Raw genomic sequence first — 26,075 nt, 5'->3', positions numbered from 1 at the left:
GTCACTGGTCTACCCCCACTGCCTGAAGGAACGTCTGGAACTTGGCGCCGGTCTCGGCGGTCTCCGCCTCCGGCGAGGACTGCTCGACGACGCCGGCGCCGGCGAAGAGGCGCAGCGTGCGCTCCTCGGCCTCCGCACAACGGATGGTGACGACCCATTCGCCGTCGCCGTTGGCGTCACCCCATCCCACCATGCCGGTGTAGGCGCCCCGGTCGAAGGGCTCGAGTTCGCCGATGACGTCGCGGGCGATGGCGGTGGGGGTGCCGCACACGGCCGGGGTGGGGTGCAGGGCGCAGGCCAGTTCCAGGGCTGAGACGGCGGGTTCGGCGAGTTCGCCGGTCACGGTGGTGGACAGGTGCCACATGGTGGCGGTGCGGACGAGCGTGGGGCGCTCGGGCACCTCGAGGGTGCGGCAGTAGGGGGCCAGGGCCTCGCGGACGGCGTCCACGACGACGGCGTGCTCGTGCAGGTCCTTGGCGGACTCCAGCAGGGCCGCCGCGCGGCGCACGTCCTCGGCGAGGTCGGCGCTGCGGGGGGTGGAGCCGGCCAGCGGGTTGGCGACCAGGCGCCCGCCGCGGCGGGAGACGAGGAGTTCGGGGCTTGCGCCCAGCAGGGTGCGGCCGGGGCCGGACGGCACGGCGAAGGTGTAGCCGGAGGGGTCGCGGCGGGCCAGGCGCTGGAGGAGGCCGGGCAGGTCGAGGTCGCGGGAGGAGGTCAGGCGCAGGGTGCGGGCGAGGACGACCTTGCTGAAGTCCCCGCGCTTCATGCGGCGCACGGCCTCGGCGACGGCGGCACCGTAGACGCCGGGCTCGGGCTCGGGCCGCACGTCCCAGTCGGCGGCGGCGGGCGCGGCGGCGGGCAGGGCGACGAGCGGGTCGGTGGCGAGCGGGGGCGCCCAGCGGACGGTCTCGGGCACCGCGAGCGCGGCGGGGGCGTCGTGGTGGAAGGGCACGGTGCCTATGACGACGGGCGCCGGGTTGCCCGCGAGCAGCTCGGCCTCCAGCGTCTCGGTCACCCGCCGGGCCAGGGGGGCCTCGCCGTGCGGCACTTCGGCCCGCACGCCGTGGGCGAGGAGGGTGCGGGTGGGCGAGGCGAAGAACCGGCCGCGGCCGGGCTCGTAGGCGTCGAGCAGCGAGGTCGCCGCTCCGACGGCGTCACGGGCGGCCGCCGCGTCCGCCGCGGGGCGGACGTCCGGGCGCGCACCGGGCTCGCTCGGCCGGTCGGCGACGTGGTGAGCGGTGGTCACCTGCTGCTCCGTTCCCCCGGTGGATCGCACCGGGTATGGGGTGAAGAATCGATTCGACGGGCCGGCCCGGTAGGGCCGCACCTGACGTCCGGCAGGACCCGGACGGCCGGCCCGGTGGGGCGTGGCCGCCCTGGCCGCCGTTGGCGGCGACGGCTCGGCGGGTCCGCCCTGGCGGGCGGCTGCCGGGTGGCCCTGGGGGGCCGGTTGGTTACTGCGGTGGTCCGCCCTGACGGGCGGCTACCCGGTGGCCCTGGCGGGCCGTTGGTTGCTGCGATGGTCCGTCCTGACGGGCGGACCGGTTGACGATGTTCGGACGAGGAGGGCGCGGGCGCAAGGGGTCTGACGGGGCGTTGGGTGCGGGCGGGCGGGTCCGGCAGCCGGACCGACTGCCGGGCCGGACGTCGGGTCCGGACGTCGGGTCCGGAGGTCAGGTCCGGCCGCCGGGTCCGGCCGCCGGGTCCGGAGGTCAGGTCCGGAGGTCAGGTCCGGCCGCCGGGCCGGAGGTCGGGTCCGGCCGCCGGGCCGGAGGTCGGGTCCGGCCGCCGGGCCGGGCCGCTCCGCCCCGCCGGGCCGAGCTGCCCCACCGGGGCCGCGCCACCGGGACCGCCCCACCGGGGCCGCCCCATCGGGCCGCGCCATCCGGCGGTCTGCCGTCCGGCGGTTCGCCCAGGCTGGAGGCGCTGGGCGACCGAACGCCGCCGGCGCCGCCGGGGCGCCGGGCGGAGCCCGGCCGTCCCGTGCTGCCGACCGCACCGAGCCCGAGCGCACCCGGCACTTGAGGCGCCGTGGGGCGCCGCCGGCGCCGTCAGGCGCGCAAGGTCGCGCCCCCGTCCACGTACAGGTCGTGCATCGTGATGTGCCGCGCCCGGTCGGAGACCAGGAAGAGGACGGCGTCGGCGACGTCCGACGGCTCGGCGATGCGGCCGAGCGGGATGCCGACGCGGTACGAGGCGGGGTCGCCGTCGATGACGCGGTCCGGGACCTGGTCGCCCGACCACAACGAGCGCTGCATCGCGGTGTCGGTGGAGCCGGGCGAGACGACGTTGCAGCGGACCCCGCTGCGCGCCAGCTCAAGCCCGAGGCACTTGGTGAACATGGTGGCGGCGGCCTTCGAGGCCGCGTACGCGGCCATGCTGGTGCGCGGCACCCCGGCGGCGTTCGAGCCGACGGTGACGATCGATCCGCCGCGGCGCTCGCTCATCCGGCGGGCGGCGGCGCGGGAGGTGTTGAAGACGCCGGTGGAGTTCACGGCGAACGTGCGCTCCCACACCTCGTCACTGATCTCGACCACGGGAGAAGTGCGCAGCACTCCGGCGACGTTGACGAGGATGTCGAGCGGTCCGATGTTCTTCTCCACGTCGTCGACGACGGCTTCGACGGCGGCACTGTCGGAGACGTCGGCGGCGTAGTGGGTGACGGCACCGGCACCGAATTCCACTTCGAGCTTCTTGATGCCGTCTGCCGTCGCGTCGAGGGCCGCGACGCGCGCTCCCCGGGCGACGAGGGCGCGGGTCACGGCCTCGCCTATGCCTTGTCCGGCGCCGGTGACCAGCGCGATACGGCCGGCGAGTTCGGACTGCTCCACGGCGGTTTCCCCCATTCCGCTTGAATTAAGGTAAGGCTTACCTTACATGACACACCCGTCCGAAGGGAATTGACGTGCGAGCGAACGTTTGGTCGATGCGTCAAAAGCCAATGGGAACGGGAAAAGCACCGCGCGTGAATCGGAAGCGGGCGACCATTAGGTTAGGCTAACCTCATGCGACTCGTCGTCGAACAGCTCACCGCCGGATACCCCGGCCACCCGGTCGTGCACGGCGTGGACCTCACCGTCCCCGAGGGACAGGTCGTCGCCGTCGTCGGCCCCAACGGCTGTGGCAAGTCCACCCTGTTGCGGTCCATCGCCCGGCTGCATCAGCCCGACTCCGGCACGGTCAGGATCGGCGACGCCGACATCTGGGGTCTCACCCCGCGCAGGGCCGCGCACCGCATCGCCCTCCTGCCCCAGTCCCCGCAGGCGCCCGAGGCCGTGACCGTCGCAGGGCTCGTCCGCTACGGACGCCACCCCCACCAGGGCCTCTTCCGCCAGTGGTCGCGCGAGGACGAACGCGCCGTACGCCGGGCGCTCGAGGCCACCGGCACCGCCGGCCTGGCCGGGCGCCGACTCGACCAGCTCTCCGGTGGCCAGCGCCAGCGCTGCTGGCTCGCCATGGTCCTCGCCCAGGAGACGCCGATCGTGCTGCTGGACGAGCCCACCAGCGCCCTCGACCTCGGGCACGCCGTCGACGTCCTGGAACTCGTCCGCGAGGTGGCGGCGGCCGGACGCACCGTCATGATGGTGCTGCACGACCTGGCGAGCGCCGCCCGCTACGCGGACGTGATCGTCGCCATGCGCGACGGCCGCATCGTCGCCCACGGCCCCTCCCGCGAGGTCGTCGACGCAGCCCTGGTCCGTGAGCTCTACGGCATCGACGCCGACGTCCTCGCCGCCCCCGGCGACGGCTCCCCCGTCGTCGTCCCCGCCGCCCGCACCGCCGCCGCGGTGCCCGTAGCGGCGGCGGCCCCCGCCGCCTGACCCGAGGTCAGGCGGCGGGCCGCGCGCCCGCGCCGGTCACTTGGCGAGCTCGAGGACGGGTATGCCCGGCACCTCCACCCCGAAGGCCCCGGCATACAGCGCCAGCTCCGCCTCCAGCGACCGGACCATCGACTCGGCGCGCCGGAAGCCGTGCCCCTCGCCCTCGAAGGCCAGGTAGGCGTACGGCACCCCGCGCCCGGCCATCGCCTCCAGCAACCGCTCGCTCTGCACGGGCGGACACACCGGGTCCTCGAGGCCTTGCAACAGCAGGAAGGGCACCGAGATGCGGTCCGCGCGGGTGAGCGGCGAGCGGTCGCGGTAGCGGTCCGGGACCTCGGCGAACGGGCCGACGAGGCTCTCCAGATAGTGCGACTCCAGATCGTGGGTGCCGCCCTCGGCCCAGGTCAGCAGGTCCAGCACCGGGTAGGCGATGGTGCCGCAGGCGTACAGCTCCGTCGAGGCCAGCGACGCCGCCGCCGTCCAGCCGCCCGCGCTGCCGCCCCGGATGGCCAGCCGCGCCCGGTCGGCCGTGCCCTCCTCGGCCAACGCCTCGGCCACGGCCGCGCAGTCCTCGACGTCGACGATCCCCCACCGCTCCCGCAGCCGCTCGCGGTACTCCCGGCCGTAGCCCGTAGAACCGCCGTAGTTGACCTGCGCCACGCCGATGCCCCGCGAGGTGAAGTAGGCGACCTCCAGGTCCAGCACCTGCGGCGCCCGGCCCGTCGGACCGCCGTGCGCCCACACCACGAACGGCGGCAGGTCGTCGGCCGGGGCCAGATGGTCGGGGCTGTGCGGCGGATAGACGTGGGCGTGGATCTCCCGGCCGTCCGGCCCGGTGAAGGTGCGGATCAGCGGCTCGGGGTAGTAGGCGGGATCCACCACGTCCACGTGCCGGGAACCGATCGCCCGCGCCCGGCCGGTGCCGGTGTCCAGCTCCACCACCTCGTACGAGCTGCGGGGGCTGGCGGCCACGCCCACCACCCGGCTGCCGCTCGCCTCCACCGTCGCGGCCCACTCCGTCCACGGCCCGGCCGCGTCGACCAGCTCCCCGGTCTCGGGGTCGAGTATGCCCAGCACCATGGCGCCCCGGCCGTGCACGACGGCGATCAGGCCATTGGCCAGCGGCGCGAACCAGCGTGTCCCCGGACGCCACAGCGCGCCCGCGAACTCCTCCTCGCGGCGGCAGAGATTGACGCACGCCCCGCTCGCCGGGTCGACCCGGTGCAGGTTCCACCACCCGGTGCGGTCGGTCGCCGCCAGCAGCGATCCGTCCGCGGCCCACTCCACCTGCGCCACGGCCTCCCCCGGGCCGCCCAGCACCGTCCGCGTCCCGGTGAGGCGGCCGTCCGCGCCGACCTCGGCGGTCTTCAGCTCGGTGCCGTCCCACGGCATGCGCGGGTGGTCCCAGGCGATCCACGCCACCCGGCGCCCGTCCGGGGAGAGCCGGGGCCCGGTGACGAAGCGGTGCCCGTCGTCGGTCAGCTCACGCACCGCGCCCCGGTCGCCGGCGGCCGATCCGTCCAGGGGCACGGCGGCGAGCACCCGCCGCACGTCGCCCGGCCCCTCGCCCGTGAACTCCTCCAGCACGCACCACACTTCGCCCCGCTCGGGCAGCAGCACCGGGTCGGCCCAGCGCAGCCCGCCCCCCACGGCCGAGACCGGGGTCAGCGGCCGCGGCCCGCCGCCGGCCGGATCGTCCGGCTCCCACACGTACAGCCGCTGGTCGGGGAAGTGGGCGAACACCACCAGTGGCCCGCCGGTCTCCCGGGGCACCGCCGCCCACGGCAGCCCGCCGTACTCGAAGACCCGGCTGCGCACGTTCCACGGCGCGTCCAGCACGGACGCCTCCGGGGCGCCGGGGCGCCGCCGCACCAGCGTCAGCCGGCCGCCCTCGCACGGGCGCGGCTCCACCCACCACACCTCGTCGCCCACTGTGCCCACGAAGTCCGGCCTGATGTCGTGCGATACGGCCAGCGCCGCGTCGATCGGGGACTGCCAGGCCCCGTAGGGGGTCGTGGACACCATGATCGTCATGCCTCCTCGGAACGGTCCATCAGGAAATGATCGAGCACCCGGACACCGAAGTGCAGCGCGTCGACGGGCACCCGCTCGTCGACGCCGTGGAAGACCGCCTGGTAGTCGAAGCCGGGCGGCAGCTTGAGCGGGGAGAAGCCGTAGCCGACGATGCCCAGGCGGGAGAAGTACTTGGCGTCGGTCCCGCCGGACATGCAGAACGGCACCACCCGCCCCTCCGGGTCGAAGCGCTCCAGGGCCGCGCGCATCCGGGCGAACTCCGGCCCGTCGACCGGCGCCTGCAGTGCCGAGCCCCCATGGAAGCGCTCCCACTCCACGTCGGGCCCGGTGAGCTGGTCCATGGTGGTGCGGAACTCCTCCTCACCACCCGGAACGGTCCGCCCGTCGACGAAGCCGACCGCCCGCCCGGGAATGACATTGATCTTGTACCCGGCGTCCAGCATCGTGGGGTTGGCGCTGTTGCGGACCGTGGCCGCGAGCAGCGCCGAGGCCCTGCCGAGCTTGCCCAGCAGCTCGTCCAGGTCGAGCCCGGGGTCGTCGGGGTCGACCTCGATGCCCTGCACGGCGGCGATCCGTCGCAGGGCGGCCTTGACGGTCGGTGTGAGCCGCACCGGCCACCGGTACTCGCCGATCCGGGCGATGGCCGCGGCCAGATTGGTCACCGCGTTGCGGCGGTTGACCTTCGATCCGTGCCCGGCGGTGCCGCGCGCGGTCAGCTTCAGCCAGGCCGAACCGCGCTCGCCCGCCCCCACCGGATACAGCCGCACGCCGCCGTCGGCGTGGAAGGTGTACGCCCCGGACTCGCTGATGCCCACCGTGCAGCCCTCGAAGAGCCCGGCGTGCTCGTCGGCGAGGAATCCGGCACCGGGGACGCCGCTGTCCTCCTCGTCCGCGGTGAAGGCCAGCACGATGTCGCGGGGCGGCCGCTCACCGGCACGGGCCCAGGCCCGTACGACGGCCAGCACCATCGCGTCCATGTTCTTCATGTCGACGGCGCCGCGGCCCCACACCACCCCGTCGCGGACCTCGCCCGAGAAGGGGTGCACGCTCCAGTCACCGGGGTCCGCGGGCACCACGTCCAGGTGCCCGTGGACGAGCAGGGCGTCCGCCCCCGGATCCGTGCCCGCGATCCGGGCGACGACGTTGGTCCGCCCACCGTCCTTCTCCAGCAGGACCGGCTCGAGGCCCGCGCCGGCGAGCCGCTCGGCGACATACTCGGCGGCGGGTCTCTCCCGGCAGTCCCCGCCGCCGCGGTTGGTGGTGTCGATCCTGATCAGGTCGGAGGTGAACGCCACCACCTCCTCGAGAGCCCGGTCGTCAACGGTGTTACCCATACTGGTCCTCCACCGCCGCCGAGACGACGGTCGTGACCGCCTTGAAGCAGCGGATCGCTTCGTACATGGTCGGCATGGTGTAGGCGACCCGCCGCTCACCACTCTGCTCGACGCCTGGGACCGCCGTGGCGGCCCCGGCCAGATGCTCGGCGTCGAACTCCAGCTCAAGGGTGAACGGCCCGCCCCGCACGGGCTCGTGCCGCACGGCCATCGCCGTGGCGGCCTCGGCCGCGGCCCGGATGTCGGCCGCGGTACGGGCCGGGGTGCGGCACACGGCCGCGTACCGCGACACATAGTCCTTCACCGCGACCGACCGCGCCGCCGGCGCGTAGCGCGCGGCGTCCTCGCACGTCCGGTCGTCCCCGGTCACCAGCACCACCGGAACACCGTATTCGGCGACGACCAGCGAGTTCAGCAACCCCTCGCTCGCTCGCGTGCCGTCCACCCACACGCCCGTCAGCGAGTTGGCCAGGTACGTGTGCGCCAGCACCCCCTCGGCGCCGGCCGCGGCGTGGTACCCCACGAACGCGATGCCGTCCACGTCCCCGTGCTGCACGCCCTCGACCATGCTCAGCGGCTTGTGCTTCCCGGTGAGCATCTGGGCCCGCTCGTCCAGCTTCTCGAGCAGCAGATTGCGCATGCTCCAGTGCGCCTCGTTGATGAGCACGGCATCGGCGCCCCCGTCGAAGAACCCGGCGACGGCCGCGTTCACGTCCGACGTGAACAGATGACGGCACCGCTCCCACTGCGACGCGCCGGGCAGCACATCACCGGGCCAGGTGACGCCGGTGGCACCTTCCATGTCCGCGGAGATCAGGATCTTCATGCCTCGTCACGCTACGCGCCGACGGCCCCCCGGACCAGGCCTGTGGATAACTCCGGAGAACCGTCCCCCCGAAGGTCAACCCGGGTGGCTCAACAGCACCAGCGGCCCCTGGAAGTACCCCTGGCTGCGCCTCCCGCCGGCAACGCCGGTGGAACTCCGCGTCCTCCGCGAACTCCGGACGGATCAAGCCGGAGGCAGTGCCCCCGACACGCGCGCGTGCCCGCTGATTTCCAGGACCGGGTAGCCCAGTTCGGCCACCCGGGCGACGATGCGGCGGCTCTGGGCCCGGCCCAGGCCGGGGAGGAGGGCGGGGAGGCGGCCGGCCAGGCGCTCGGTGCAGGGGGAGTCCGTGTGCGGGGCGAAGGCGGGCAGGACGCGCTCGCGGGCGGACCTCGGCAGGCGGGTGGCGTCGGTGGCGAGGACGAGCAGCCGGGCCGGGCCCGGACCGGACAGCGGGTACGCCCACCACAGCACGTCGGCGGGCACGTCCCGCGCGCTGCGCGCGCGGCCCGATCGGGCGAAGCCCACCATGGGCGGGATGTACTCCGCCTCGCCGCCCACGCCGTCGCCGTAGTCGCTCAACGCCCCGCCCATCGGCAGCAGATCGGCGGCCGGCGCGCCCACCGCCTCCTGCGGGGTGCGGCCGAACAGCCGGCGCGCGCCGCTGCTCCAGTGGGTCACCGCTCCGGTGGGGCCGACCACGACCATGGCGAGGGGAACCCGGCCGGGGACGCCGGGCCGTTGCCGGGGTACTGCGGGGTCGGACGTGCCACGGTCCATGAGTGGTTGCCCCTTCGCGCCAGGATCTGAGCCACCGTTACCACGGTAGGGCCCCGGCGGGGCCCTGCGTGCGGCCTTCCCCGAATGCGCCCGGACGGGCACACAAGCACCCCCTAGTCCGCGTGCCCCAGCTGGAGGTCGCGTTCCGTGCGCCCGCCGCCGGCGACCTGCAGCACCGTGGCCACCGGCGGGTATCCGGCGGCGACCACCGTGTACTCCCCCGCCGACAGGTCCACGAAGCGGAAGGTGCCGTCGGCCCCGGTGATGGCGGAGTCCACGACGTTGCCGGCGGCGTCCAGAAGCGTCACCCGGGCGTCCTCCACCGGCCGGCCGCCCCCGGCCCGTACCGTCCCCCGCAGCACCGCGCCGCCCGCCAGCTCGATGTCCTGCCGGGTCTCGCGGCCCGACTGGACGGTCACCGGCAGCGCGGCGGGCCGGAAGGCGGGGGCGCTGGAGGCGAGGGTGTACTCGCCGGCGATGAGCTCGTCGATGACGTAGCCGCCCTCGTGCCCGGTGCGGGTGGAGGCGACGACCTCGCCGTGCACATTGGTCAGGGTCACCAGCGCCTCGCGCACGGGCGTGCCGTCGGCGGTGCGCACGGTCCCGGCCAGCCGTCCGGCGCCGCCGAGGATGACGTCGAGCTCGACGGGCCGCTCGCCGACGGTGACGGTGACGGCCTGCGGCTGGTGCCCGCCGGCGGCGGCAATCAGGACGTAGGAGCCGGTGCCGGGCGTGCTCAGCGCGTACCGCCCGTCGTCGCCGCTCGCGCCGCGGCCGATCTGGCGGCCCTGGATGTCGATGAGGGTCAGGGCGGCGCGCGGGACGATGGTGCCGTCGTGGTGCTGGACGGCGCCCGTCACGGGGATGCCGGCGACGAAGGGCGCGGCGGCGACCGCCCCGGCCGCCGGTTCGGCCGGCGGTGCGGTGCGCACGGACGGGATGGCGGTGGCTTCGGGGGCGTTGTGGGACACCAGTGGTTTCTCTTTCAGCAGGAAGGCGAGCAGAAAGCCGACGATGAGCACCGGTACGAGATAGAGGAAGATCCGCGGCATGGCGTCCGCGTAGGCCCGGACATAGCCGTCGCGCAGGGTCGCGGGCAGGGCGTGCACCAGCTGCGGGGTGATGGAGTCGGGGGCCGGGAGCCCCGAGCGGGGCGGCAGTTCGGCGGCGAGCGCGGCGGTCAGGCGGTGGGCGAAGAGGGTGCCGAAGACCGCGGCGCCGAGGGAACCGCCGATCTGCCGGAAGTAGTTGTGGGCACTGGTGGCGGTGCCGAGGTCCGAGGGGTGCACCGAGTTCTGCACCGCGAGGACGAGGACGGGCAGGGCGAGGCCGATGCCGATGCCGAGGATGGCCATCCAGAGGCTGTAGACCAGCCGGCCGGTCTGGGCGTCGAGGTGGGACAGCAGGTACATGCCCTCGGCGGAGAGCGCGCCGCCGAGGATGGGCAGGAGCTTGTAGTGGCCTGTCCGGCTGATGAGGTTGCCCGCGACGAGCGAGGCGGCGGTGATGCCTCCCATCATCGGCAGCATCAGCAGTCCGGAGGCGGTGGCGTCCACGCCGTCGACCATCTGCAGGAAGGTGGGCAGATAGCTGGCGGCGCCGAAGAGGGCGACGCCGACGACGGCTCCGACCAGCGCGGTGACGGTGAAGACGGGGTCGCGGAAGAGGTGCGGAGGGATGATCGGTTCTGCGGCGAAGTGCTCGACGACGATGAAGAGGAGTGCCGTGCCGACCGCTCCGGCGCCGAGTCCCAGGATGGTCCGGGAGGTCCAGGCGTACTCGGTGCCGCCCCAGGTGGTCAGCAGCACCAGGCAGGTGGAGGAGGCGGTCAGCAGCAGCGCGCCCAGCACGTCGAAGCGGGCCCGGCGCGGCGGCCTGGGCAGCTTGAGGCCGACGGCGACGACGGCGAGCGTGAGGAGGCCGAAGGGCACGTTGAGGTAGAAGCACCAGCGCCAGGAGGCGTGGTCGGTGAGGAAGCCGCCGAGCAGCGGCCCGGCGACGGAGGCGAGCCCGTAGGCGGCGCTGATGACGCCCATGTAGCGGCCGCGTTCGCGGGCGGGGACGATGTCGCCGATGATGACCTGGACGCCGATGAGCAGCCCGCCGGCGCCGATGCCCTGGACGGCGCGGAAGACGATGAGCTGGTCCATCGTGCGGGACCAGCCGGCCAGCGCGGAGCCGGCGATGAAGACGAGGACGGCGAAGACGAAGACGGCCTTGCGGCCGGAGAGGTCGCCGAGCTTGCCGTAGAGCGGCAGGACCACGGTGGAGGTCAGCAGGTAGGCGGTGACCGTCCACGACATCCGTTCCAGGCCGTGCAGTTCGCCCACGATCTTCGGCAGGGCGGTGGCCACCACGGTCTGGTCGAGCGCCGCGAGCAGCAGCGTGAGCATCAGGCCGGCGAAGACCAGCCGCACTCTGGCCGGTCCGGGCGGCGGCGGGCGCCGGTCGGCCGGGGCGGGTGCTGACGGGGGCAGGTCGAGCGTCCTGTCGCTCTTCTCCAAGGTGGTCTCGAAGGTGGACCCGCCCACGTACAACTCCCCTCGTCGCGCCTGCGTTGCCGCCCATTTCTCGCATTACGCGACAACGGCCAGCAAGCGCGACGATTTGTGCGGGAGCGCCGAACGAGGCACTTTCTGCCGGTGGGAGGCGGTTTGGGCACAGCGCCGCGGCGCCGGGAAAACCACTCGAACCGGTGAGCCCGGACCGGTGCGGTCCGGGCGGCCCACCGGCTCAGCCCGCGCTCGGCCCGCCCTCGGTCTCGGCGGCGAGGCGGGCCAGTACGGCGTCGTGGATGCGGGCGAGGCCCTTGGGCGCGAAGGCGCGCTCGAAGAAGCCGCCGATGCCGGTGGCGCCCGTCCAGGTGGTGGTGACGACGACCTTGGAGCTGCCCTCGCCGGCGGGGGTGACGGTCCAGGTGGTCACCATGGAGGAGTTGCGGTCCTTCTCCACCAGCTGCCCGGTGGACGGCTCGGAGACCTCGAGCAGGCAGTCGCGGACGCGCTTGCTGGTGGCCTGCAGCTTCCAGTGCACGAGCGTGCCCTCGCCGTCGCCGCCCTCGCGCACCTCGTACTCGCTGAAGTGCTCGGGCAGCAGCTTGGCCCGGGTGCCGCTGTAGTCCGCGAGCGCGTCGAAGACGTCCTCCGCGCCCGCCGCGATGATCCGCTCCGTGGTGGCCTCGACCTGGCCCATGGCATTGCCCTCCGGGACTGTGAAAAAACGCTGTGCTGTGTTCGTCGTGGTTCGTCGTGCTGTTTGCCGCAACTGCGTGTGCGGGCAAAGCCAACCACCATCGGCACACCCGCCCAAATCCGGGGTCGCACCTTTTACGTACATACATACGTTCTTCTTTCGGTCGGACCGCGCGGGCTACCGTTCACCCATGGTGCGGATCCGGAAGATGACGGACGACGATCTCGAGCCGGTGGCCGCGCTCCGGGTGGCCGGCTGGCGGAGCGCCTACGCCGGACTGGTGCCGCGGAGCCACCTGGACGCCATGGACGCCGCCGCCGACGCGGCCCGCCACCGCGCACTGCGGGCGCGCGGCGACGACACGGACGACACGGTCGTGCACGAGGTCGCCGAGAGAGCCGGGGAGGTCGTCGGCTGGGTCTGCTACGGACCCTGCCGCGACGCCGGCCCGCCCGCCGGCTCGGGCGAGTTGTACGCGCTCTACGTGCATCCGGAGCTGATCGGCACCGGTGTGGGGCGCGCGCTGTGGGAGGCGGCGCTCGGGGGTGCGCGGCGGCGCGGCTACGCGCGCATGACGCTGTGGGTGCTGAAGGGCAACGCCCGCGCCCGCCGCTTCTACGAGCACGCCGGCTGGGCGCCCGACGGGGCCGAGAGCCTCGACGACATCGACGGCACGCCCGTACCCGAGGTGCGCTACGTGCTGGATCCGCTCCCCGGGCCCTGAGGCCCGCCGCTCCGGGGGCCGCGGCCCGTCAGCCGGGCCAGGGCCACGACGGCGGCGGAGCGCAGCCGTTCGTGCTCGCGGGCGGCGACGAGCGTGGCCTCGGCGCGGCGGTCGCCGAGGACGCCCAGGCCCTCGACACAGGCGCGGGCCACGGGCCAGCAGTGGTCGCGGGCGGCCAGCAGCCGCTCCAGGGTGGACAGCAGCGCCGGTACGGACTCGGGGGCGCGGAGCTCGCTGAGCAGCCGCACCGGGTACAGGGCGTAGGCGGTGCGCAGCGGGTTGGTGGCGAGGGCGGCCGCGGCGCGGGCGGTGCGCGGGTCGCGGAGCCGGGCCAGGGCGTGGGCGGCGGTGGCGCAGCGCACGGGTTCGCGGTAGTTGAGGAGGAGGACGAGGGTCTCGAAGGCGCGGCGGTCGCCCTTGCTGCCGAGGGCGAAGGCGGCGATCTCGCGCGCCCACAGCGGTTGTTCGGCGGCGACCAGGACGCCGGCGAGTTCGTCGCGGGCTGGGCGGGTGTCGGCGCGCACGAGTGCGAGCAGCTTCTCGTAGGCCGAGAACTCCGCCGGGGAGACCAGTTCGGCCCGTACCCGCTTCAGCAGTGCGCGGAATTCCTCTTCCATCGTCCGCTCTCCTCCCGAGTGGCCTGGGCCACATCGTAAGTGCGCGCACCAGGACGCCCCCTGACTCTGGCGCTCTTGGTTACCCGTGGGTTACTCTCCCCGGCAAGAGCGGCACCCCCGCTCGGTGGCCGGTGACGCGGCCGCCGCAGTGGTGACGCTCCTCGTCGGTTCGTCGGTTCGGCACCGAGTACGGCACGGCCCCGGGACAGGGCCCCGCCGGTCGCTCAACTCCTTCTCCGTGGACGCCCCTTACCCGTCCCCGGAAACCCCGGAAACTCATCGTCGCCGCCCCCTGCCCGGGGCCGCCAACCGCCGACTCCCCCGCGCGCGTACCGTCCGGGGGACATTGTCTGGAGTCTCGCGATGGACCGCACCTCCGCCTCTGAGCCGTCCCCTCCCCGCACCGCCTCCTCCCTGCGCACCGTGGCCGTGATCGGCCTCGGCACCATGGGCACCGGCATCGCCGAAGTGCTCGCCCTGTCCGGCCGCGACGTCATCGGCGTCGACATCAGTGACGCCGCCGCGCTGCGGGCCGGCGCCGCGCTGGAGGCCGCCACCGCCCGCGCCGTCGAGCGGGGCCGGATCACCGAGGCCGACCGCCGGGCCGCGCTGGCCCGCTTCCGCACCGCCCGCGACCTGAGCGCGGCCGCCGACACCGACCTGGTGATCGAGGTCGTGCCCGAGGACTACGACCTCAAGCACGAGGTGTTCACCGCCCTGGACGCCGTGGTGCGCCCCGAGGCGATCCTGGCGACGGGCACCAACGCCCTGTCGGTGACCCGGCTGGCCGCCGACTCCGCCCGCCCCGAGCGCGTCCTGGGCCTGCACTTCTTCAACCCCGCGCCGGCGATGAAGCTCGTCGAGGTGGTCTCCTCCGTGCTGACCGCGCCGGACGCGGTCGGCGCGGTCACCGCGCTCGCCCACGAACTGGGCAAGGAGACCGTCGCGGTCGGCGACCGGCCGGGCTTCGTGGCCGACGGACTGCTGTTCGGCTACCTCAACCAGGCGGCCGCGATGTACGAGGCGCGCTACGCCACCCGTGAGGACATCGACGCCGCGATGCGGCTGGGCTGCGGCCTGCCGATGGGCCCCCTGGCGCTGCTGGACCTGATCGGCATCGACACGGCGCGCACGGTCCTGGAGGCGATGTACGCCGCCTCGCACGACCGGCTGCACGCGCCCGCGCCGGTGCTGGGCCAGCTCGCGGCGGCGGGCCTGACCGGCCGCAAGGCGGGGCGCGGCTTCTACACGTACCGGGCGCCGGGCTCGGCCGCCGTGGTCGAGGACGCGCGGACCCCGCGCCCCGCCGAGGAGGGCGCGGGCGTCCGTGAGGTGCGGTCGGTGGGGGTCGCGGGCTCGGGGACGATGGCGAGCGGCATAGCGGAGGTGTTCGCCAAGGCCGGGTACCGGGTGGTGCTGGCGGCGCGTTCGCCGGAGAAGGCGGAGGCCGCCAAGGCGCGCATCGCCAGGTCGCTGGCGCGCTCGGTGGACAAGGGCAGGCTGACGGCGGCGCAGCGGGACGCCGCACTGGCGGCCGTCACGCCTTCCGGGACGCTCGACGCGTTCGCCGAGGTGGACCTGGCCGTCGAGGCGGTGGCGGAGGACCTGGACGTCAAGCGGCAGCTGTTCGCCACCCTCGACAAGGTCTGCCGGCCGGGCGCGGTGCTGGCGACCACCACCTCCTCGCTGCCCGTGGTCGCCTGCGCCCGCGCCACCTCGCGGCCGCAGGACGTCGTCGGCATGCACTTCTTCAACCCGGCGCCCGCGATGAAGCTCGTCGAGGTGGTCCGCACGGTGCTGACGGCCGACGAGGTGCACGCCACCGTCCGCGCGGTGTGCGGGCGGATCGGCAAGCACGCGGTGGACTGCGGGGACCGGGCGGGCTTCATCGTCAACGCGCTGTTGTTCCCCTACCTGAACAACGCCGTGAAGATGGTGCAGGAGCACTACGCGTCGCTGGACGAGATCGACGCCGCGATGAAGCTGGGCGGCGGCTATCCGATGGGGCCCTTCGAGCTGCTGGACGTCGTCGGGCTCGACGTCTCGCTGGCCATCGAGCGGGTGCTGCACCGGGAGTTCCGCGACCCGGGCCTGGCCCCGGCGCCGTTGCTGGAGCACCTGGTGGCGGCGGGCTGCCTGGGGCGCAAGACCGGGCGCGGGTTCCGCGAGTACGCGAAGTCCTGAGCGCCCGTGCCCGCAGAGCGGGCGGGCTGGGGCGGGCTGCTCGAACCGGCGGGGGGAGGCCTCCCGCCGGGAGCCGGGCCACGTCCGGCCCGGCACGCCCATACGGACGCGTGTTACGTTCCCCACATGTCCCAGCCCGCCAAGTCCGCCCGCTCGTCACGCGGGGCCGCCACCACCGATTCCAGGGGAGCCAAGGGCCCGAAGGCATCGAACGCCCCGAAGGGGACCGGCCCCGAGAGTGCCGGTTCCCGCCGCGCCGCCGCCCAGCGGCTGACCATGCGCCGCAAACTCGCCGCGGCCGCGATGGAGTTGTTCGCGACGAAGGGGTACGAGGCGACCACCGTCGACGAGATCGCGGCCACGGCGGGGGTCGCCCGGCGGACGTTCTTCCGGCACTTCCGCTCCAAGGAAGAGGCCATCTTCCCCGACCACGACGACACGCTCGTGCGCGCGGCGGGGGTGCTGGACGCCGCGCCGCCGCACGAGAACCCGCTGGACACGGTCTGCCGGGGCATCAAGGAGGTCATGCGGATGTACGCGGCCTCCCCGGCGGTCTCCGTCGAGCGCTACCGGCTGACGCGCGAGGTGCCGGCGCTGCGCGAGCGCGAGATCGCCTCGGTGGCCCGCTACGAGCGGCTGTTCACCCGGTACCTGCTGGGGCACTTCGACGAGACGGCGCACCACGTCGGCGACGACGACCCGCTGCTCGCCGAGGTCGCGGCCTCGGCGGTGGTCACCGCGCACAACCATGTGCTGCGGCGCTGGCTGCGCAGCGGTGGCCAGGGCGATGTCGAGACACAGCTCGACCACGCGTTCGCCATCGTGCGGGAGACGTTCGGCGCGGGCATCGGCGCGGGCCGCCCGGAGGCCGGGGAGAGCCCGGCGGCCGCGGCGCGCGCCGAGGGCGAGGTGCTGGTGACGGTGGCCCGCACGGACGCGCCGCTGGACGAGGTCATGCGGGCGATCGAGAAGGCACTCAAGAAGAGCTAGCGCTTCAAGCACCGCGTCAAACACACGGACATAACCGGATATCAACAGACATCGGCCACCCCTCCAGGGTGGCCGATGTTGCTCATACGTGCCCTCCGGATGACATCTGAGAGAAATTGTTGGCACCCAGTGTCTTGTCGAGTGGCACGCGGTGCCATACCTTGTGGGTGTCCGGGCGGCCGGCGCGCAGACCGAAACCGTCGCGCGCCGGCTGTCCCCACAAGTACTTGTGCGCCCGGATGCCTGCGTCACCAGGCCACTCGAGCGCTCACCCGCGCCGCCGAGCACCACCGCGCACCACCCGCCGAACCGACGGCACCACCGCTTCACCACCCCCGACGTTCCCTCAAGCCCGTTCCACGACGTGCTTCGCCGGAGGCAATCCGTGAACCAGATACTCGACGCCGTCCTCGCTTCGGACAGCACCCCCCAGGACTTCGCCGCCCTGCCGCTCCCCGAGTCCTACCGCGCGGTCACCGTGCACAAGGACGAGGCGGAGATGTTCGCCGGCCTCACCACCCGGGAGAAGGATCCGCGCAAGTCACTGCACGTGGAGGAGGTGCCGGTGCCCGAACTGGGCCCCGGCGAGGCCCTCGTGGCCGTGATGGCCAGCTCCGTGAACTACAACTCGGTGTGGACCTCCATCTTCGAGCCCCTGCCGACCTTCGCCTTCCTCGAGCGCTACGGCAAGCTCTCCCCGCTCGGCAAGCGTCACGACCTGCCGTACCACGTCATCGGCTCCGACCTGGCGGGCGTGGTGCTGCGCACCGGGCCCGGCGTCAACGCCTGGCGGCCCGGGGACGAGGTCGTCGCGCACTGCCTGTCGGTGGAACTGGAATCCGCCGACGGGCACAACGACACCATGCTCGACCCCGAGCAGCGGATCTGGGGCTTCGAGACCAACTTCGGCGGCCTGGCGGAGATCGCGCTGGTGAAGTCCAACCAGCTGATGCCCAAGCCCAGGCACCTGAGCTGGGAGGAGGCCGCGGCCCCCGGGCTGGTCAACTCCACCGCCTACCGCCAGCTCGTCTCCCGCAACGGCGCCGGGATGAAGCAGGGCGACAACGTCCTGATCTGGGGCGCGAGCGGCGGACTGGGTTCGTACGCCACCCAGTTCGCGCTCGCCGGCGGGGCCAACCCGATCTGCGTGGTCTCCAGCGACCGGAAGGCGGAGATCTGCCGGAGGATGGGCGCGGAGGCCATCATCGACCGCAGCGCCGAGGACTACCGGTTCTGGAAGGACGAGCACCACCAGGACCAGCGGGAGTGGAAGCGGTTCGGCAAGCGCATCCGTGAGCTGACCGGCGGCGAGGACGTGGACATCGTCTTCGAGCACCCGGGCCGCGAGACCTTCGGCGCCTCGGTCTACGTCACCCGCAAGGGCGGCACGATCGTCACCTGCGCCTCGACCTCCGGCTACAACCACGAGTACGACAACCGCTACCTGTGGATGTCGCTCAAGCGCATCGTGGGCTCGCACTTCGCCAACTACCGTGAGGCGTGGGAGGCCAACCGCCTGATCGCCAAGGGGAAGATCCACCCCACGCTGTCGAAGACCTACGCCCTCGCCGACACCGGGCAGGCGGCGTACGACGTCCACCGCAACCTCCACCAGGGCAAGGTCGGCGTGCTCTGCCTGGCGCCGGAGGAGGGCATGGGCGTGCGCGACCACGAACTGCGCGACCAGCACATCGATGCCATCAACCGCTTCAGGAATGTGTGAGAACACCTGATATGACTGAGCGTCAGAAGGATCGTCCGTGGCTGATGCGGACCTACGCCGGGCACTCCACGGCCGAGGCGTCCAACGAGCTCTACCGGCGCAATCTCGCCAAGGGCCAGACCGGTCTCTCGGTCGCGTTCGACCTCCCGACGCAGACCGGCTACGACCCCGACCACGTCCTGGCCCGCGGCGAGGTCGGGCGGGTCGGGGTACCGGTCGCCCACCTCGGTGACATGCGACGGCTGTTCCAGGACATCCCGCTGGAGCGGATGAACACCTCCATGACCATCAACGCCACCGCCATGTGGCTGCTGGCGATGTACCAGGTGGTCGCGGAGGAGCAGGGCGCCGACGTGGCCGCGCTGCAGGGGACGACGCAGAACGACATCGTCAAGGAGTACCTCTCGCGCGGGACGCACGTCTTCCCGCCGGGCCCCAGCCTGCGGCTGACCACCGACATGATCACCTACACGGTGAACCACATCCCCAAGTGGAACCCGATCAACATCTGCAGCTACCACCTGCAGGAGGCGGGGGCCACCCCGGTCCAGGAGATCTCGTACGCGATGTCCACGGCGATCGCCGTGCTCGACGCGGTCTTCGCCTCCGGCCAGGTCCCCGAGGACCGCAGGGGCGACGTCGTCGCCCGCATCTCGTTCTTCGTCAACGCCGGCGTCCGCTTCATCGAGGAGATGTGCAAGATGCGCGCCTTCGGCCGCATCTGGGACCGCGTCACCCACGAGCGCTACGGCATCGACAACCCCAAGCAGCGCCGCTTCCGCTACGGCGTCCAGGTCAACTCGCTCGGCCTGACCGAGGCCCAGCCGGAGAACAACGTCCAGCGCATCGTCCTGGAGATGCTGGCCGTCACCCTCTCCAAGGACGCCCGCGCCCGCGCCGTGCAGCTGCCCGCCTGGAACGAGGCGCTGGGTCTGCCCCGCCCCTGGGACCAGCAGTGGTCGCTGCGCATCCAGCAGGTCCTCGCGCACGAGAGCGACCTGCTGGAGTACGAGGACATCTTCGCCGGCTCGCACGTCATCGAGGCCAAGGTGGACGCGCTGGTCGAGGAGTGCATGGCCGAGATCGGGCGCATCGAGCGGATGGGCGGGGCGATGGCGGCCGTCGAGTCCGGCTACCTCAAGTCCCAGCTGGTCTCCTCGCACGCCGAGCGGCGGGCGCGAATCGAGGCGGGCGAGGAGCGGATCGTCGGCGTCAACTGCTTCGAGTCCACCGAGCCCAACCCGCTCACCGCCGACCTCGACACCGCCATCATGACCGTCGACCCCGCCAACGAGGCCCGCGTCGTCGCGGCCCTGCACTCCTGGCGCGACAACCGCGACGAGACCCGCGCCCAGGAGGCCCTGTCGGTCCTGAAGAAGACCGCGGCGGGCTCGGAGAACCTGATGGCCGCCACCCTGGAGTGCGTACGGGCCGGCGTCACCACCGGCGAGTGGTCCTGGGCGCTGCGCGACGTCTTCGGCGAGTTCCGCGCCCCCACGGGCGTCAGCGGCGCCCCGCTGGCCGTCGCGGCCGAGGCGGGCACGCCGCTCGCCGCGGTACGGGCCAAGGCGGCCCGTACCGCCGAGGAGCTGGGCGTCGGCAGGCTGCGGCTGCTGGTGGGCAAGCCGGGCCTGGACGGCCACTCCAACGGCGCCGAGCAGATCGCCGTACGGGCCCGCGACGCCGGCTTCGAGGTGGTCTACCAGGGCATCCGGCTCACCCCGGAGCAGATCGTCTCGGCAGCCGTGGCCGAGGACGTGCACTGCGTGGGCCTGTCGATCCTCTCCGGCTCGCACGCCGAGCTGGTGCCGGACGTCCTGGCCCGGCTGCGCGGGACGGGGGCGCAGGACGTGCCCGTCATCGTCGGTGGCATCATCCCGTCCGCCGACGCGGCCGCCCTGCGGGAGGCCGGCGTCGCCGCGGTTTTCACCCCGAAGGACTTCGGTATCACGGAGATCATCGGCCGTATCGTCGACGAGATCCGCACAGCGAACCAGCTCGACCCCCTGGAGGTCTCCGCATGACCGGCTCCACCCCCGCCCACCCGTCGCCCGCCACCACCCCGGCCGGAATGCGCTCCGCGCATGCACCTTTCAATCGGCTTCGCCCGCGCCGCTCCTGCCTCGCCGTCCCCGGCAGCAACCCCCGCTTCCTGGAGAAGGCCCAGGGCCTCCCCGCCGACCAGGTCTTCCTGGACCTGGAGGACGCGTGCGCGCCGCTGGCCAAGGAGGGCGCCCGGCACACCGTCGTCGACGCGCTCAACAACGGCGACTGGACGGGCAAGACCCGGGTCGTGCGGGTCAACGACTGGACCACGCACTGGACGTACCGCGACGTGATCACGGTCGTCGAGGGCGCCGGCCCCAACCTCGACTGCATCATGCTGCCCAAGGTGCAGGACGCCCAGCAGGTGATCGCCCTGGACCTGCTGCTGACGCAGATCGAGAAGACCATGGGCTTCGAGGTCGGCCGCATCGGCATCGAGGCGCAGATCGAGAACGCCAAGGGCCTGGTCAACGTGGACGAGATCGCCGCCGCGTCGCCGCGCCTGGAGACGATCATTTTCGGCCCGGCCGACTTCATGGCCTCGATCAACATGAAGTCCCTGGTCGTCGGCGAGCAGCCGCCCGGCTACCCGGCCGACGCCTACCACTACATCCTCATGCGCATCCTGATGGCCGCCCGCGCCCACGACCTGCAGGCCATCGACGGCCCCTACCTGCAGATCAAGAACGTGGACGGCTACCGCGAGGTCGCGGGCCGCGCGGCGGCGCTGGGCTTCGACGGCAAGTGGGTGCTGCACCCCGGCCAGGTGGAGGCGGCCAACGAGGTCTTCTCGCCCTCGCAGGAGGACTACGACCGCGCCGAGCTGATCCTGGACGCGTACGACTACTTCACCTCCGAGGCGGGCGGCAAGAAGGGTTCCGCGATGCTCGGCGACGAGATGATCGACGAGGCCAGCCGCAAGATGGCCCTGGTGATCGCCGGCAAGGGCCGCGCCGCCGGCATGGTCCGCAAGTCCGCTTTCGAGATTCCGGAGGCGTGAGCGAGATGCAGTTCGGCCGTACCTACGAAGAGTTCACCGTCGGCGACGTCTACAAGCACTGGCCCGGGAAGACGGTCACGGAATACGACGACCACCTCTTCTGCCTGCTCACCATGAACCACCACCCGCTGCACATGGACAGCAATTACGCCGAGAAGACCACCGATTTCGGCAGGAACGTGGTAGTGGGCAACTACATCTACTCGTTGCTGCTGGGCATGTCCGTGCCCGATGTCTCCGGCAAGGCGATCGCCAATCTCGAGGTCGAGTCGCTGCGCCACATAGCGCCGACCTTCCACGGCGACACCATCTACGGCGAGACCAGGGTGCTGGACAAGACGCCGTCGAAGTCGAAGAGCGACCGCGGGATCGTGCACGTGGAGACCATCGGCTACAAGCAGGACGGCACCGTCGTCTGCGTCTTCCGGCGCAAGGTGATGGTCCCCACCGCCACATACATCACGGAGCGCGGCGGGGAGATGCCCGGCCGCCCCGAGCCGATCATCCGGGAGAAGTGAGCATGAGCCGCCTGGCGCAGACGGACGGGCTGACGGACGTCCAGCGGGAAATCCTCGCCACCGTTCGTGAATTCGTCGACAAGGAGATCATCCCGGTCGCGACCGAGCTGGAGCACCGCGACGAGTACCCCACGCGAATAGTCGAGGGCCTGAAGGAACTCGGGCTGTTCGGCCTGATGATCCCGGAGGAGTACGGCGGCCTGGGTGAGTCCCTTCTCACATACGCGCTGTGCGTCGAGGAGATCGCCCGGGGCTGGATGAGTGTGTCGGGAATCATCAATACGCATTTCATCGTCGCCTACATGCTCAAGCAGCACGGCACGCCCGAGCAGCGGGAGTACTTCCTGCCGCGGATGGCCACCGGCGAGGTCCGGGGCGCGTTCTCGATGTCGGAGCCGGGGCTGGGCTCCGATGTGTCGGCCATCACATCCAAGGGGGTACGGGACGGCGACGACTACGTGCTGACCGGCCAGAAGATGTGGCTGACCAACGGCGGCTCCTCCACCCTGGTGGCGGTGCTGTGCCGGACGGACGAGGGCCACCCGGCGGGCACCGCCCCGCACAAGTCGATGACCACCTTCCTGATCGAGAAGGAGCCGGGATTCGGCCAGGTCAAGCCCGGACTGACCATCCCCGGCAAGATCGAGAAGATGGGCTACAAGGGCGTCGACACCACCGAGTTGATCATGGATGGGCTGCGCGTCCCGGCCGACCGGGTGCTCGGCGGGACCACCGGCCGCGGCTTCTACCAGATGATGGACGGCGTCGAGGTGGGCCGGGTCAACGTCGCGGCGCGTGGCTGCGGCGTCGCGCAGCGTGCGTTCGAACTGGGCGTCTCCTACGCACAGCAGCGTCACACCTTCGGAAAAGCCATCGCCCAACATCAGGCCATTCAGTTCAAGCTGGCTGAAATGGGGACAAAGGTCGAAGCGGCGCATGCGATGATGGTGAATGCCGCGCGGAAGAAGGACTCGGGTCAGCGCAACGACCTCGAGGCCGGAATGGCCAAATATCTGGCCTCCGAGTACTGCAAGGAGGTCGTCGAGGACGCCTTCCGCATCCACGGCGGGTACGGATTCTCCAAGGAGTACGAGATCGAGCGGCTCTACCGGGAGGCGCCGATGCTCCTGATCGGTGAAGGTACGGCCGAGATCCAGAAAATGATCATCGGCCGCCGGCTACTCGAGGAGTACCGAATCCAGGGGTAATTGTCCGGTTTGGAGCGATTTGACGGCGATATAACAGAGAAGAAGATCACACACTGTCATCACTGTTCGGCCATCGACTGGCCCTGGCGCTTAGCCAGTTGCCGCCCGCAACCGATAGCATCCCCGGAAAGCCGCCGTCCCCCGATCGTTACGCGGCACCCTCCGCTACGAAGGTCACCCATGCCCCACAGCTCTTCCTCTGCACCTCGCGTCAGCCTCCGCGGCGTACGCCTCGCGCGCGGAGCATCGCCGTGGCTCCTGCCGACCGTCGCCACGGCGGCGGTCAGTCTCACCCAGGCCCGCCGTTCCGGCCGCTGGGCGGCACTGGCCGTGCCCGCCACCGCGCTCGCGGCGGGCATGCTGTGGTTCTTCCGCGACCCCGACCGTGAGATCGCCAAGGGCCGGGTCATCTCCCCGGCCGACGGTGTGGTGCAGAGCATCATGCCGTGGAAGGACGGACGCACCCGCGTCGCGATCTTCATGAGCCCGCTGAACGTCCACGTCAACCGCGCGCCGATGTCCGGCACGGTGACGTCGGTGGAGCACATCGCCGGCGGCTTCGTTCCCGCCTTCAACAAGGAGAGCGAGAACAACGAGCGCGTCGTCTGGCACTTCGACACCGAGCTCGGTGACATCGAGATGGTCCAGATCGCCGGTGCCGTCGCCCGCCGCATCGTGCCGTACATCGACGCGGACACCAAGGTGGAACAGGGCGACCGGATCGGCCTGATCCGCTTCGGCTCGCGCGTCGACATCTACCTCCCCGAGGGCGTCGAGGTCGCGGTCGAGGTCGGCCAGGCCACCACTGCGGGGGTGACACGCCTTGACCGTGATTGAGCCGGACACACAGGCCTCCTGGGTTCCCGAAGCGGACACCGACGACACGGACGACATGCCGCTGTCCACCCGGCTGTCAATAGCGGACACCCTCACCCTGGGCAACGCGATCTGCGGCTTCATGGCGGTGTACTTCACCACCACCGGCGTCCTCATCCCCCACCTCACGGGGAACGAGGACGGCGGCATGGCCCGGCACAGCGCGGCCACGGCCGTGATACTGATGCTGCTCGCGTCGGTCTTCGACCTCTTCGACGGGCTCGTGGCGCGCAAGCTGCGCAGCTCGGCGATGGGCGCGGAGCTGGACAACCTCTCCGACCTGATCAGCTTCGGCCTGGCGCCCGCGTACTTCGTGGTCGTCTGGGGCATGGTCGCCGACGACGCCCACCAGCGGGTCTCGGCGGTCGCCGCGATCGTGGTGCTGCTCGCGGTGGTGCTGCGGCTGGCGCGCTTCTCGTGCGTCCAGCTGCGGGACGGGATCTTCCAGGGCATGCCGAGCCCCTTCGGGGCGCTGACGGTGGTCTCGATCGTGCTGCTCGAGCTGCCCTTCGTGCCGACCCTGCTGGCGATCATGGGTGTGGCGTGGCTGATGGTGAGCCGCGTGGAGTACCCCAAGCCGCGCGGTCCCCTGGCGGTGGCCATGCTCGGCTGGATCATGCTCAGCATGGGCCTGCTGGCGGCGTGGGCGTTCGACGCGCCGGGCGGCGAGCTGCTGCTCCAGACGGGCTGCGCGCTGCAGGTCGTCCTGGGCGCGGTGATCCCGCTCTTCGCGACGGCGCGGCGGGTGAACACGTTCCGCGACAACCGCCGCGAGGCGCGGGCAGCGCAGCTGCCGTAGCCGCGCGGAGCGCGGCACTGAACGACGGCGTGGGGCCCTGGGCATCTTGCCCGGGGCCCCACGCCGTTCGGCGTCGCGGACCCCGCTGCGCGGGGCTTTCTCCCCGTTCGATGCCGGGCAACGGGCGGGTGGGTGGGAGAGGCTCTGACCTCAGGCGAGGCAGTCGCGCGCGATGGACTCGGCGAGGCGCTCCACGAGCGGGCCGGCTTCCCTCATGCACCGCGCGGCATCCTGCTCCAGGTCCGTAAGTGCGTACGCGCGCTCGATGCCCGCGGCCGCCAGGGCGTCCGGGCCCAGCGAGACGCGCCCGCACACGGCCACCACGCGCGCTCCGCGCGCACGCGCGGCCCGCGCCACTCCCACCGGTGCCTTGCCGTGCAGCGTCTGCTCGTCCAGCGAGCCCTCCCCCGTGATCACCAGGTCGGCGTCCTTCAGCGCGGCCTCGAAGCCCAGGACCTCGAGCATCACCTCGATGCCCGGCCGGAAGGCGGCGCCCAGCCCGGCCAGGGCGCCGTAGCCCAGGCCGCCCGCCGCCCCGGCGCCGGGGGCCGCCGCCAGGGCGCCGCCGTCCAGCACGCGCGCGTAGTGGGCGAGCGCCGCGTCCAGCACCGCCACGTCGTCGGCCGAGGCACCCTTCTGCGGCCCGTAGACCGCGGCCGCGCCCCGCGGGCCCGTCAGCGGGTTGTCGACGTCACTGGCGAGCACGACGGACGTCCGTGCGAGCCGCGCGTCCAGGCCGGACAGATCGGCGCTGTGCAGCGCCGCCAGGGCCCCGCCGCCGGGCCCCACCGGGCGCCCCCGCCCGTCCAGCAGCCGCGCCCCCAGCGCGGCCAGCATCCCGGCCCCGCCGTCGGTCGTGGCGCTGCCGCCCACGCCCAGCACCACGTCGCGCGCCCCCGCGTCCAGCGCGGCCCTCAGCAGTTCGCCGGTGCCGTAGGTGGTGGCGGTCAGCGGGGCGAGGGCGCCGCCGGGCAGCAGCCGCAGCCCGGAAGCCTCGGCCATCTCCACCACCGCCGTGCCGTCGGCCGGCCGCAGGGCCCACGCGGCGTCGACCGGCTCCCCCAGCGGCCCGGTCACCCGTGCCAGGCGCCGCTCGAAGCCCGCCGCCAGCGCGGCGGCCACCGTGCCGTCCCCGCCGTCCGCGACCGGCAGCGCGACGGCCGTCACGTCCGGGGCGGCGCGCCGGAGGCCCGCCGCGACGTGCCGAGCGACCTCGACGGCCGTCAGCGATCCCTTGAACTTGTCCGCCGCGATCACTACGCGCGCCGCGCGCCCGCGCCGTCCACGTGCCGTCTGCGTCACCGTGCATCCCCTCGCTTCCGGGTCGGTCGCGCCGCGGTGACCCTACCCGGGGGACATGGGCGCCGCCCAGGGGCCGGTGGCGGCGTGCCAGCCCGGCCGAT

Annotated in this window: 21 protein-coding genes; 11 read left to right on the top strand and 10 right to left on the bottom strand. The window is 72.6% G+C overall.

The window, feature by feature from the left end; all coding sequences use genetic code 11:
• Position 1: 1 nt before the first annotated feature.
• A complete protein-coding gene (gene dhbC, locus ACIG36_RS10465) occupies positions 2-1,246 on the bottom strand; it encodes an isochorismate synthase DhbC (protein WP_399925125.1) in 1,245 nt (414 codons plus the stop codon).
• Positions 1,247-2,051: 805 nt separating this feature from the next.
• Complete coding sequence (locus ACIG36_RS10460) at positions 2,052-2,846, bottom strand: 2,3-dihydro-2,3-dihydroxybenzoate dehydrogenase (RefSeq protein ID WP_399925123.1); 795 nt, start codon at positions 2,844-2,846, stop codon at positions 2,052-2,054.
• A 159-nt stretch (positions 2,847-3,005) separates the two neighbouring features.
• Here ACIG36_RS10460 and ACIG36_RS10455 point away from each other — a divergent pair, with 159 nt between their 5' ends.
• Positions 3,006-3,821, top strand: a complete 816-nt coding sequence (locus tag ACIG36_RS10455) for an ABC transporter ATP-binding protein (protein ID WP_399925121.1) — start codon at positions 3,006-3,008, stop codon at positions 3,819-3,821.
• Between the two features lie 36 nt (positions 3,822-3,857).
• Here ACIG36_RS10455 and ACIG36_RS10450 read toward each other — a convergent pair whose 3' ends face one another.
• The 6 genes from ACIG36_RS10450 to ACIG36_RS10425 all read right to left on the bottom strand — a co-directional run bounded on the left by ACIG36_RS10450 (position 3,858) and on the right by ACIG36_RS10425 (position 11,987).
• The gene (locus ACIG36_RS10450) at positions 3,858-5,846 is read right to left on the bottom strand and encodes a S9 family peptidase (RefSeq protein WP_399925119.1); all 1,989 of its coding nucleotides are present in this window, start codon (positions 5,844-5,846) and stop codon (positions 3,858-3,860) included.
• Positions 5,847-5,851: 5 nt separating this feature from the next.
• Positions 5,852-7,189 carry a M20/M25/M40 family metallo-hydrolase gene (locus tag ACIG36_RS10445; RefSeq protein ID WP_399925117.1) on the bottom strand — a complete coding sequence of 446 codons (1,338 nt, stop codon included), beginning with the start codon at positions 7,187-7,189 and terminating at the stop codon, positions 5,852-5,854.
• Positions 7,182-8,015 carry a M55 family metallopeptidase gene (locus tag ACIG36_RS10440; protein ID WP_399925115.1) on the bottom strand — a complete coding sequence of 278 codons (834 nt, stop codon included), beginning with the start codon at positions 8,013-8,015 and terminating at the stop codon, positions 7,182-7,184. Before ACIG36_RS10440 ends, ACIG36_RS10445 begins: the two co-directional genes overlap by 8 nt.
• A 183-nt stretch (positions 8,016-8,198) precedes the next feature.
• Positions 8,199-8,795 carry a hypothetical protein gene (locus tag ACIG36_RS10435; RefSeq protein WP_399925113.1) on the bottom strand — a complete coding sequence of 199 codons (597 nt, stop codon included), beginning with the start codon at positions 8,793-8,795 and terminating at the stop codon, positions 8,199-8,201.
• Between the two features lie 113 nt (positions 8,796-8,908).
• Positions 8,909-11,272: an MFS transporter gene (locus ACIG36_RS10430; protein ID WP_399925408.1), complete on the bottom strand. Its 2,364-nt coding sequence runs from the start codon at positions 11,270-11,272 to the stop codon at positions 8,909-8,911.
• Between the two features lie 256 nt (positions 11,273-11,528).
• Positions 11,529-11,987 carry an SRPBCC family protein gene (locus ACIG36_RS10425; RefSeq protein ID WP_399925111.1) on the bottom strand — a complete coding sequence of 153 codons (459 nt, stop codon included), beginning with the start codon at positions 11,985-11,987 and terminating at the stop codon, positions 11,529-11,531.
• Positions 11,988-12,177: 190 nt separating this feature from the next.
• Here ACIG36_RS10425 and ACIG36_RS10420 point away from each other — a divergent pair, with 190 nt between their 5' ends.
• The gene (locus tag ACIG36_RS10420) at positions 12,178-12,711 is read left to right on the top strand and encodes a GNAT family N-acetyltransferase (protein ID WP_399925109.1); all 534 of its coding nucleotides are present in this window, start codon (positions 12,178-12,180) and stop codon (positions 12,709-12,711) included.
• Here ACIG36_RS10420 and ACIG36_RS10415 read toward each other — a convergent pair.
• Positions 12,681-13,328: a HEAT repeat domain-containing protein gene (locus ACIG36_RS10415; RefSeq protein WP_399925107.1), complete on the bottom strand. Its 648-nt coding sequence runs from the start codon at positions 13,326-13,328 to the stop codon at positions 12,681-12,683. The genes ACIG36_RS10420 and ACIG36_RS10415 overlap by 31 nt on opposite strands.
• A 363-nt stretch (positions 13,329-13,691) precedes the next feature.
• Here ACIG36_RS10415 and ACIG36_RS10410 point away from each other — a divergent pair, with 363 nt between their 5' ends.
• From ACIG36_RS10410 to pssA, 9 genes are all read left to right on the top strand, one after another.
• Positions 13,692-15,512 carry a 3-hydroxyacyl-CoA dehydrogenase family protein gene (locus tag ACIG36_RS10410; RefSeq protein WP_399925105.1) on the top strand — a complete coding sequence of 607 codons (1,821 nt, stop codon included), beginning with the start codon at positions 13,692-13,694 and terminating at the stop codon, positions 15,510-15,512.
• Between the two features lie 126 nt (positions 15,513-15,638).
• Positions 15,639-16,502: a TetR family transcriptional regulator gene (locus tag ACIG36_RS10405; RefSeq protein ID WP_399925103.1), complete on the top strand. Its 864-nt coding sequence runs from the start codon at positions 15,639-15,641 to the stop codon at positions 16,500-16,502.
• A gap of 385 nt (positions 16,503-16,887) precedes the next feature.
• Positions 16,888-18,225: a crotonyl-CoA carboxylase/reductase gene (gene ccrA / locus ACIG36_RS10400; RefSeq protein ID WP_399925101.1), complete on the top strand. Its 1,338-nt coding sequence runs from the start codon at positions 16,888-16,890 to the stop codon at positions 18,223-18,225.
• Positions 18,226-18,236: 11 nt separating this feature from the next.
• Positions 18,237-20,249, top strand: coding sequence for a protein meaA (locus tag ACIG36_RS10395; protein WP_399925099.1), 2,013 nt, complete (start codon positions 18,237-18,239; stop codon positions 20,247-20,249).
• A 47-nt stretch (positions 20,250-20,296) separates the two neighbouring features.
• A complete protein-coding gene (locus tag ACIG36_RS10390) occupies positions 20,297-21,271 on the top strand; it encodes an HpcH/HpaI aldolase/citrate lyase family protein (RefSeq protein WP_399925406.1) in 975 nt (324 codons plus the stop codon).
• A gap of 5 nt (positions 21,272-21,276) precedes the next feature.
• Positions 21,277-21,789, top strand: coding sequence for a MaoC family dehydratase (locus tag ACIG36_RS10385; protein WP_399925404.1), 513 nt, complete (start codon positions 21,277-21,279; stop codon positions 21,787-21,789).
• Positions 21,790-21,791: 2 nt separating this feature from the next.
• Positions 21,792-22,997 carry an acyl-CoA dehydrogenase family protein gene (locus ACIG36_RS10380; RefSeq protein ID WP_399925097.1) on the top strand — a complete coding sequence of 402 codons (1,206 nt, stop codon included), beginning with the start codon at positions 21,792-21,794 and terminating at the stop codon, positions 22,995-22,997.
• 180 nt (positions 22,998-23,177) lie between these two features.
• Positions 23,178-23,834: a phosphatidylserine decarboxylase gene (locus ACIG36_RS10375; RefSeq protein WP_399925095.1), complete on the top strand. Its 657-nt coding sequence runs from the start codon at positions 23,178-23,180 to the stop codon at positions 23,832-23,834.
• A complete protein-coding gene (gene pssA / locus ACIG36_RS10370) occupies positions 23,821-24,672 on the top strand; it encodes a CDP-diacylglycerol--serine O-phosphatidyltransferase (RefSeq protein ID WP_399925093.1) in 852 nt (283 codons plus the stop codon). The genes ACIG36_RS10375 and pssA overlap by 14 nt, the downstream gene beginning before the upstream one ends.
• 150 nt (positions 24,673-24,822) lie before the next feature.
• Here pssA and ACIG36_RS10365 read toward each other — a convergent pair whose 3' ends face one another.
• Positions 24,823-25,974, bottom strand: a complete 1,152-nt coding sequence (locus ACIG36_RS10365) for a glycerate kinase (protein ID WP_399925091.1) — start codon at positions 25,972-25,974, stop codon at positions 24,823-24,825.
• Positions 25,975-26,075 lie beyond the last annotated feature (101 nt).

This window comes from Streptomyces sp. NPDC053048 (assembly GCF_044547045.1).
Taxonomy (GTDB): domain Bacteria; phylum Actinomycetota; class Actinomycetes; order Streptomycetales; family Streptomycetaceae; genus Streptomyces.
The sequence above is the reverse complement of the archived record's forward strand: the minus strand, read 5'-3'. Positions and strand labels throughout refer to the sequence as shown.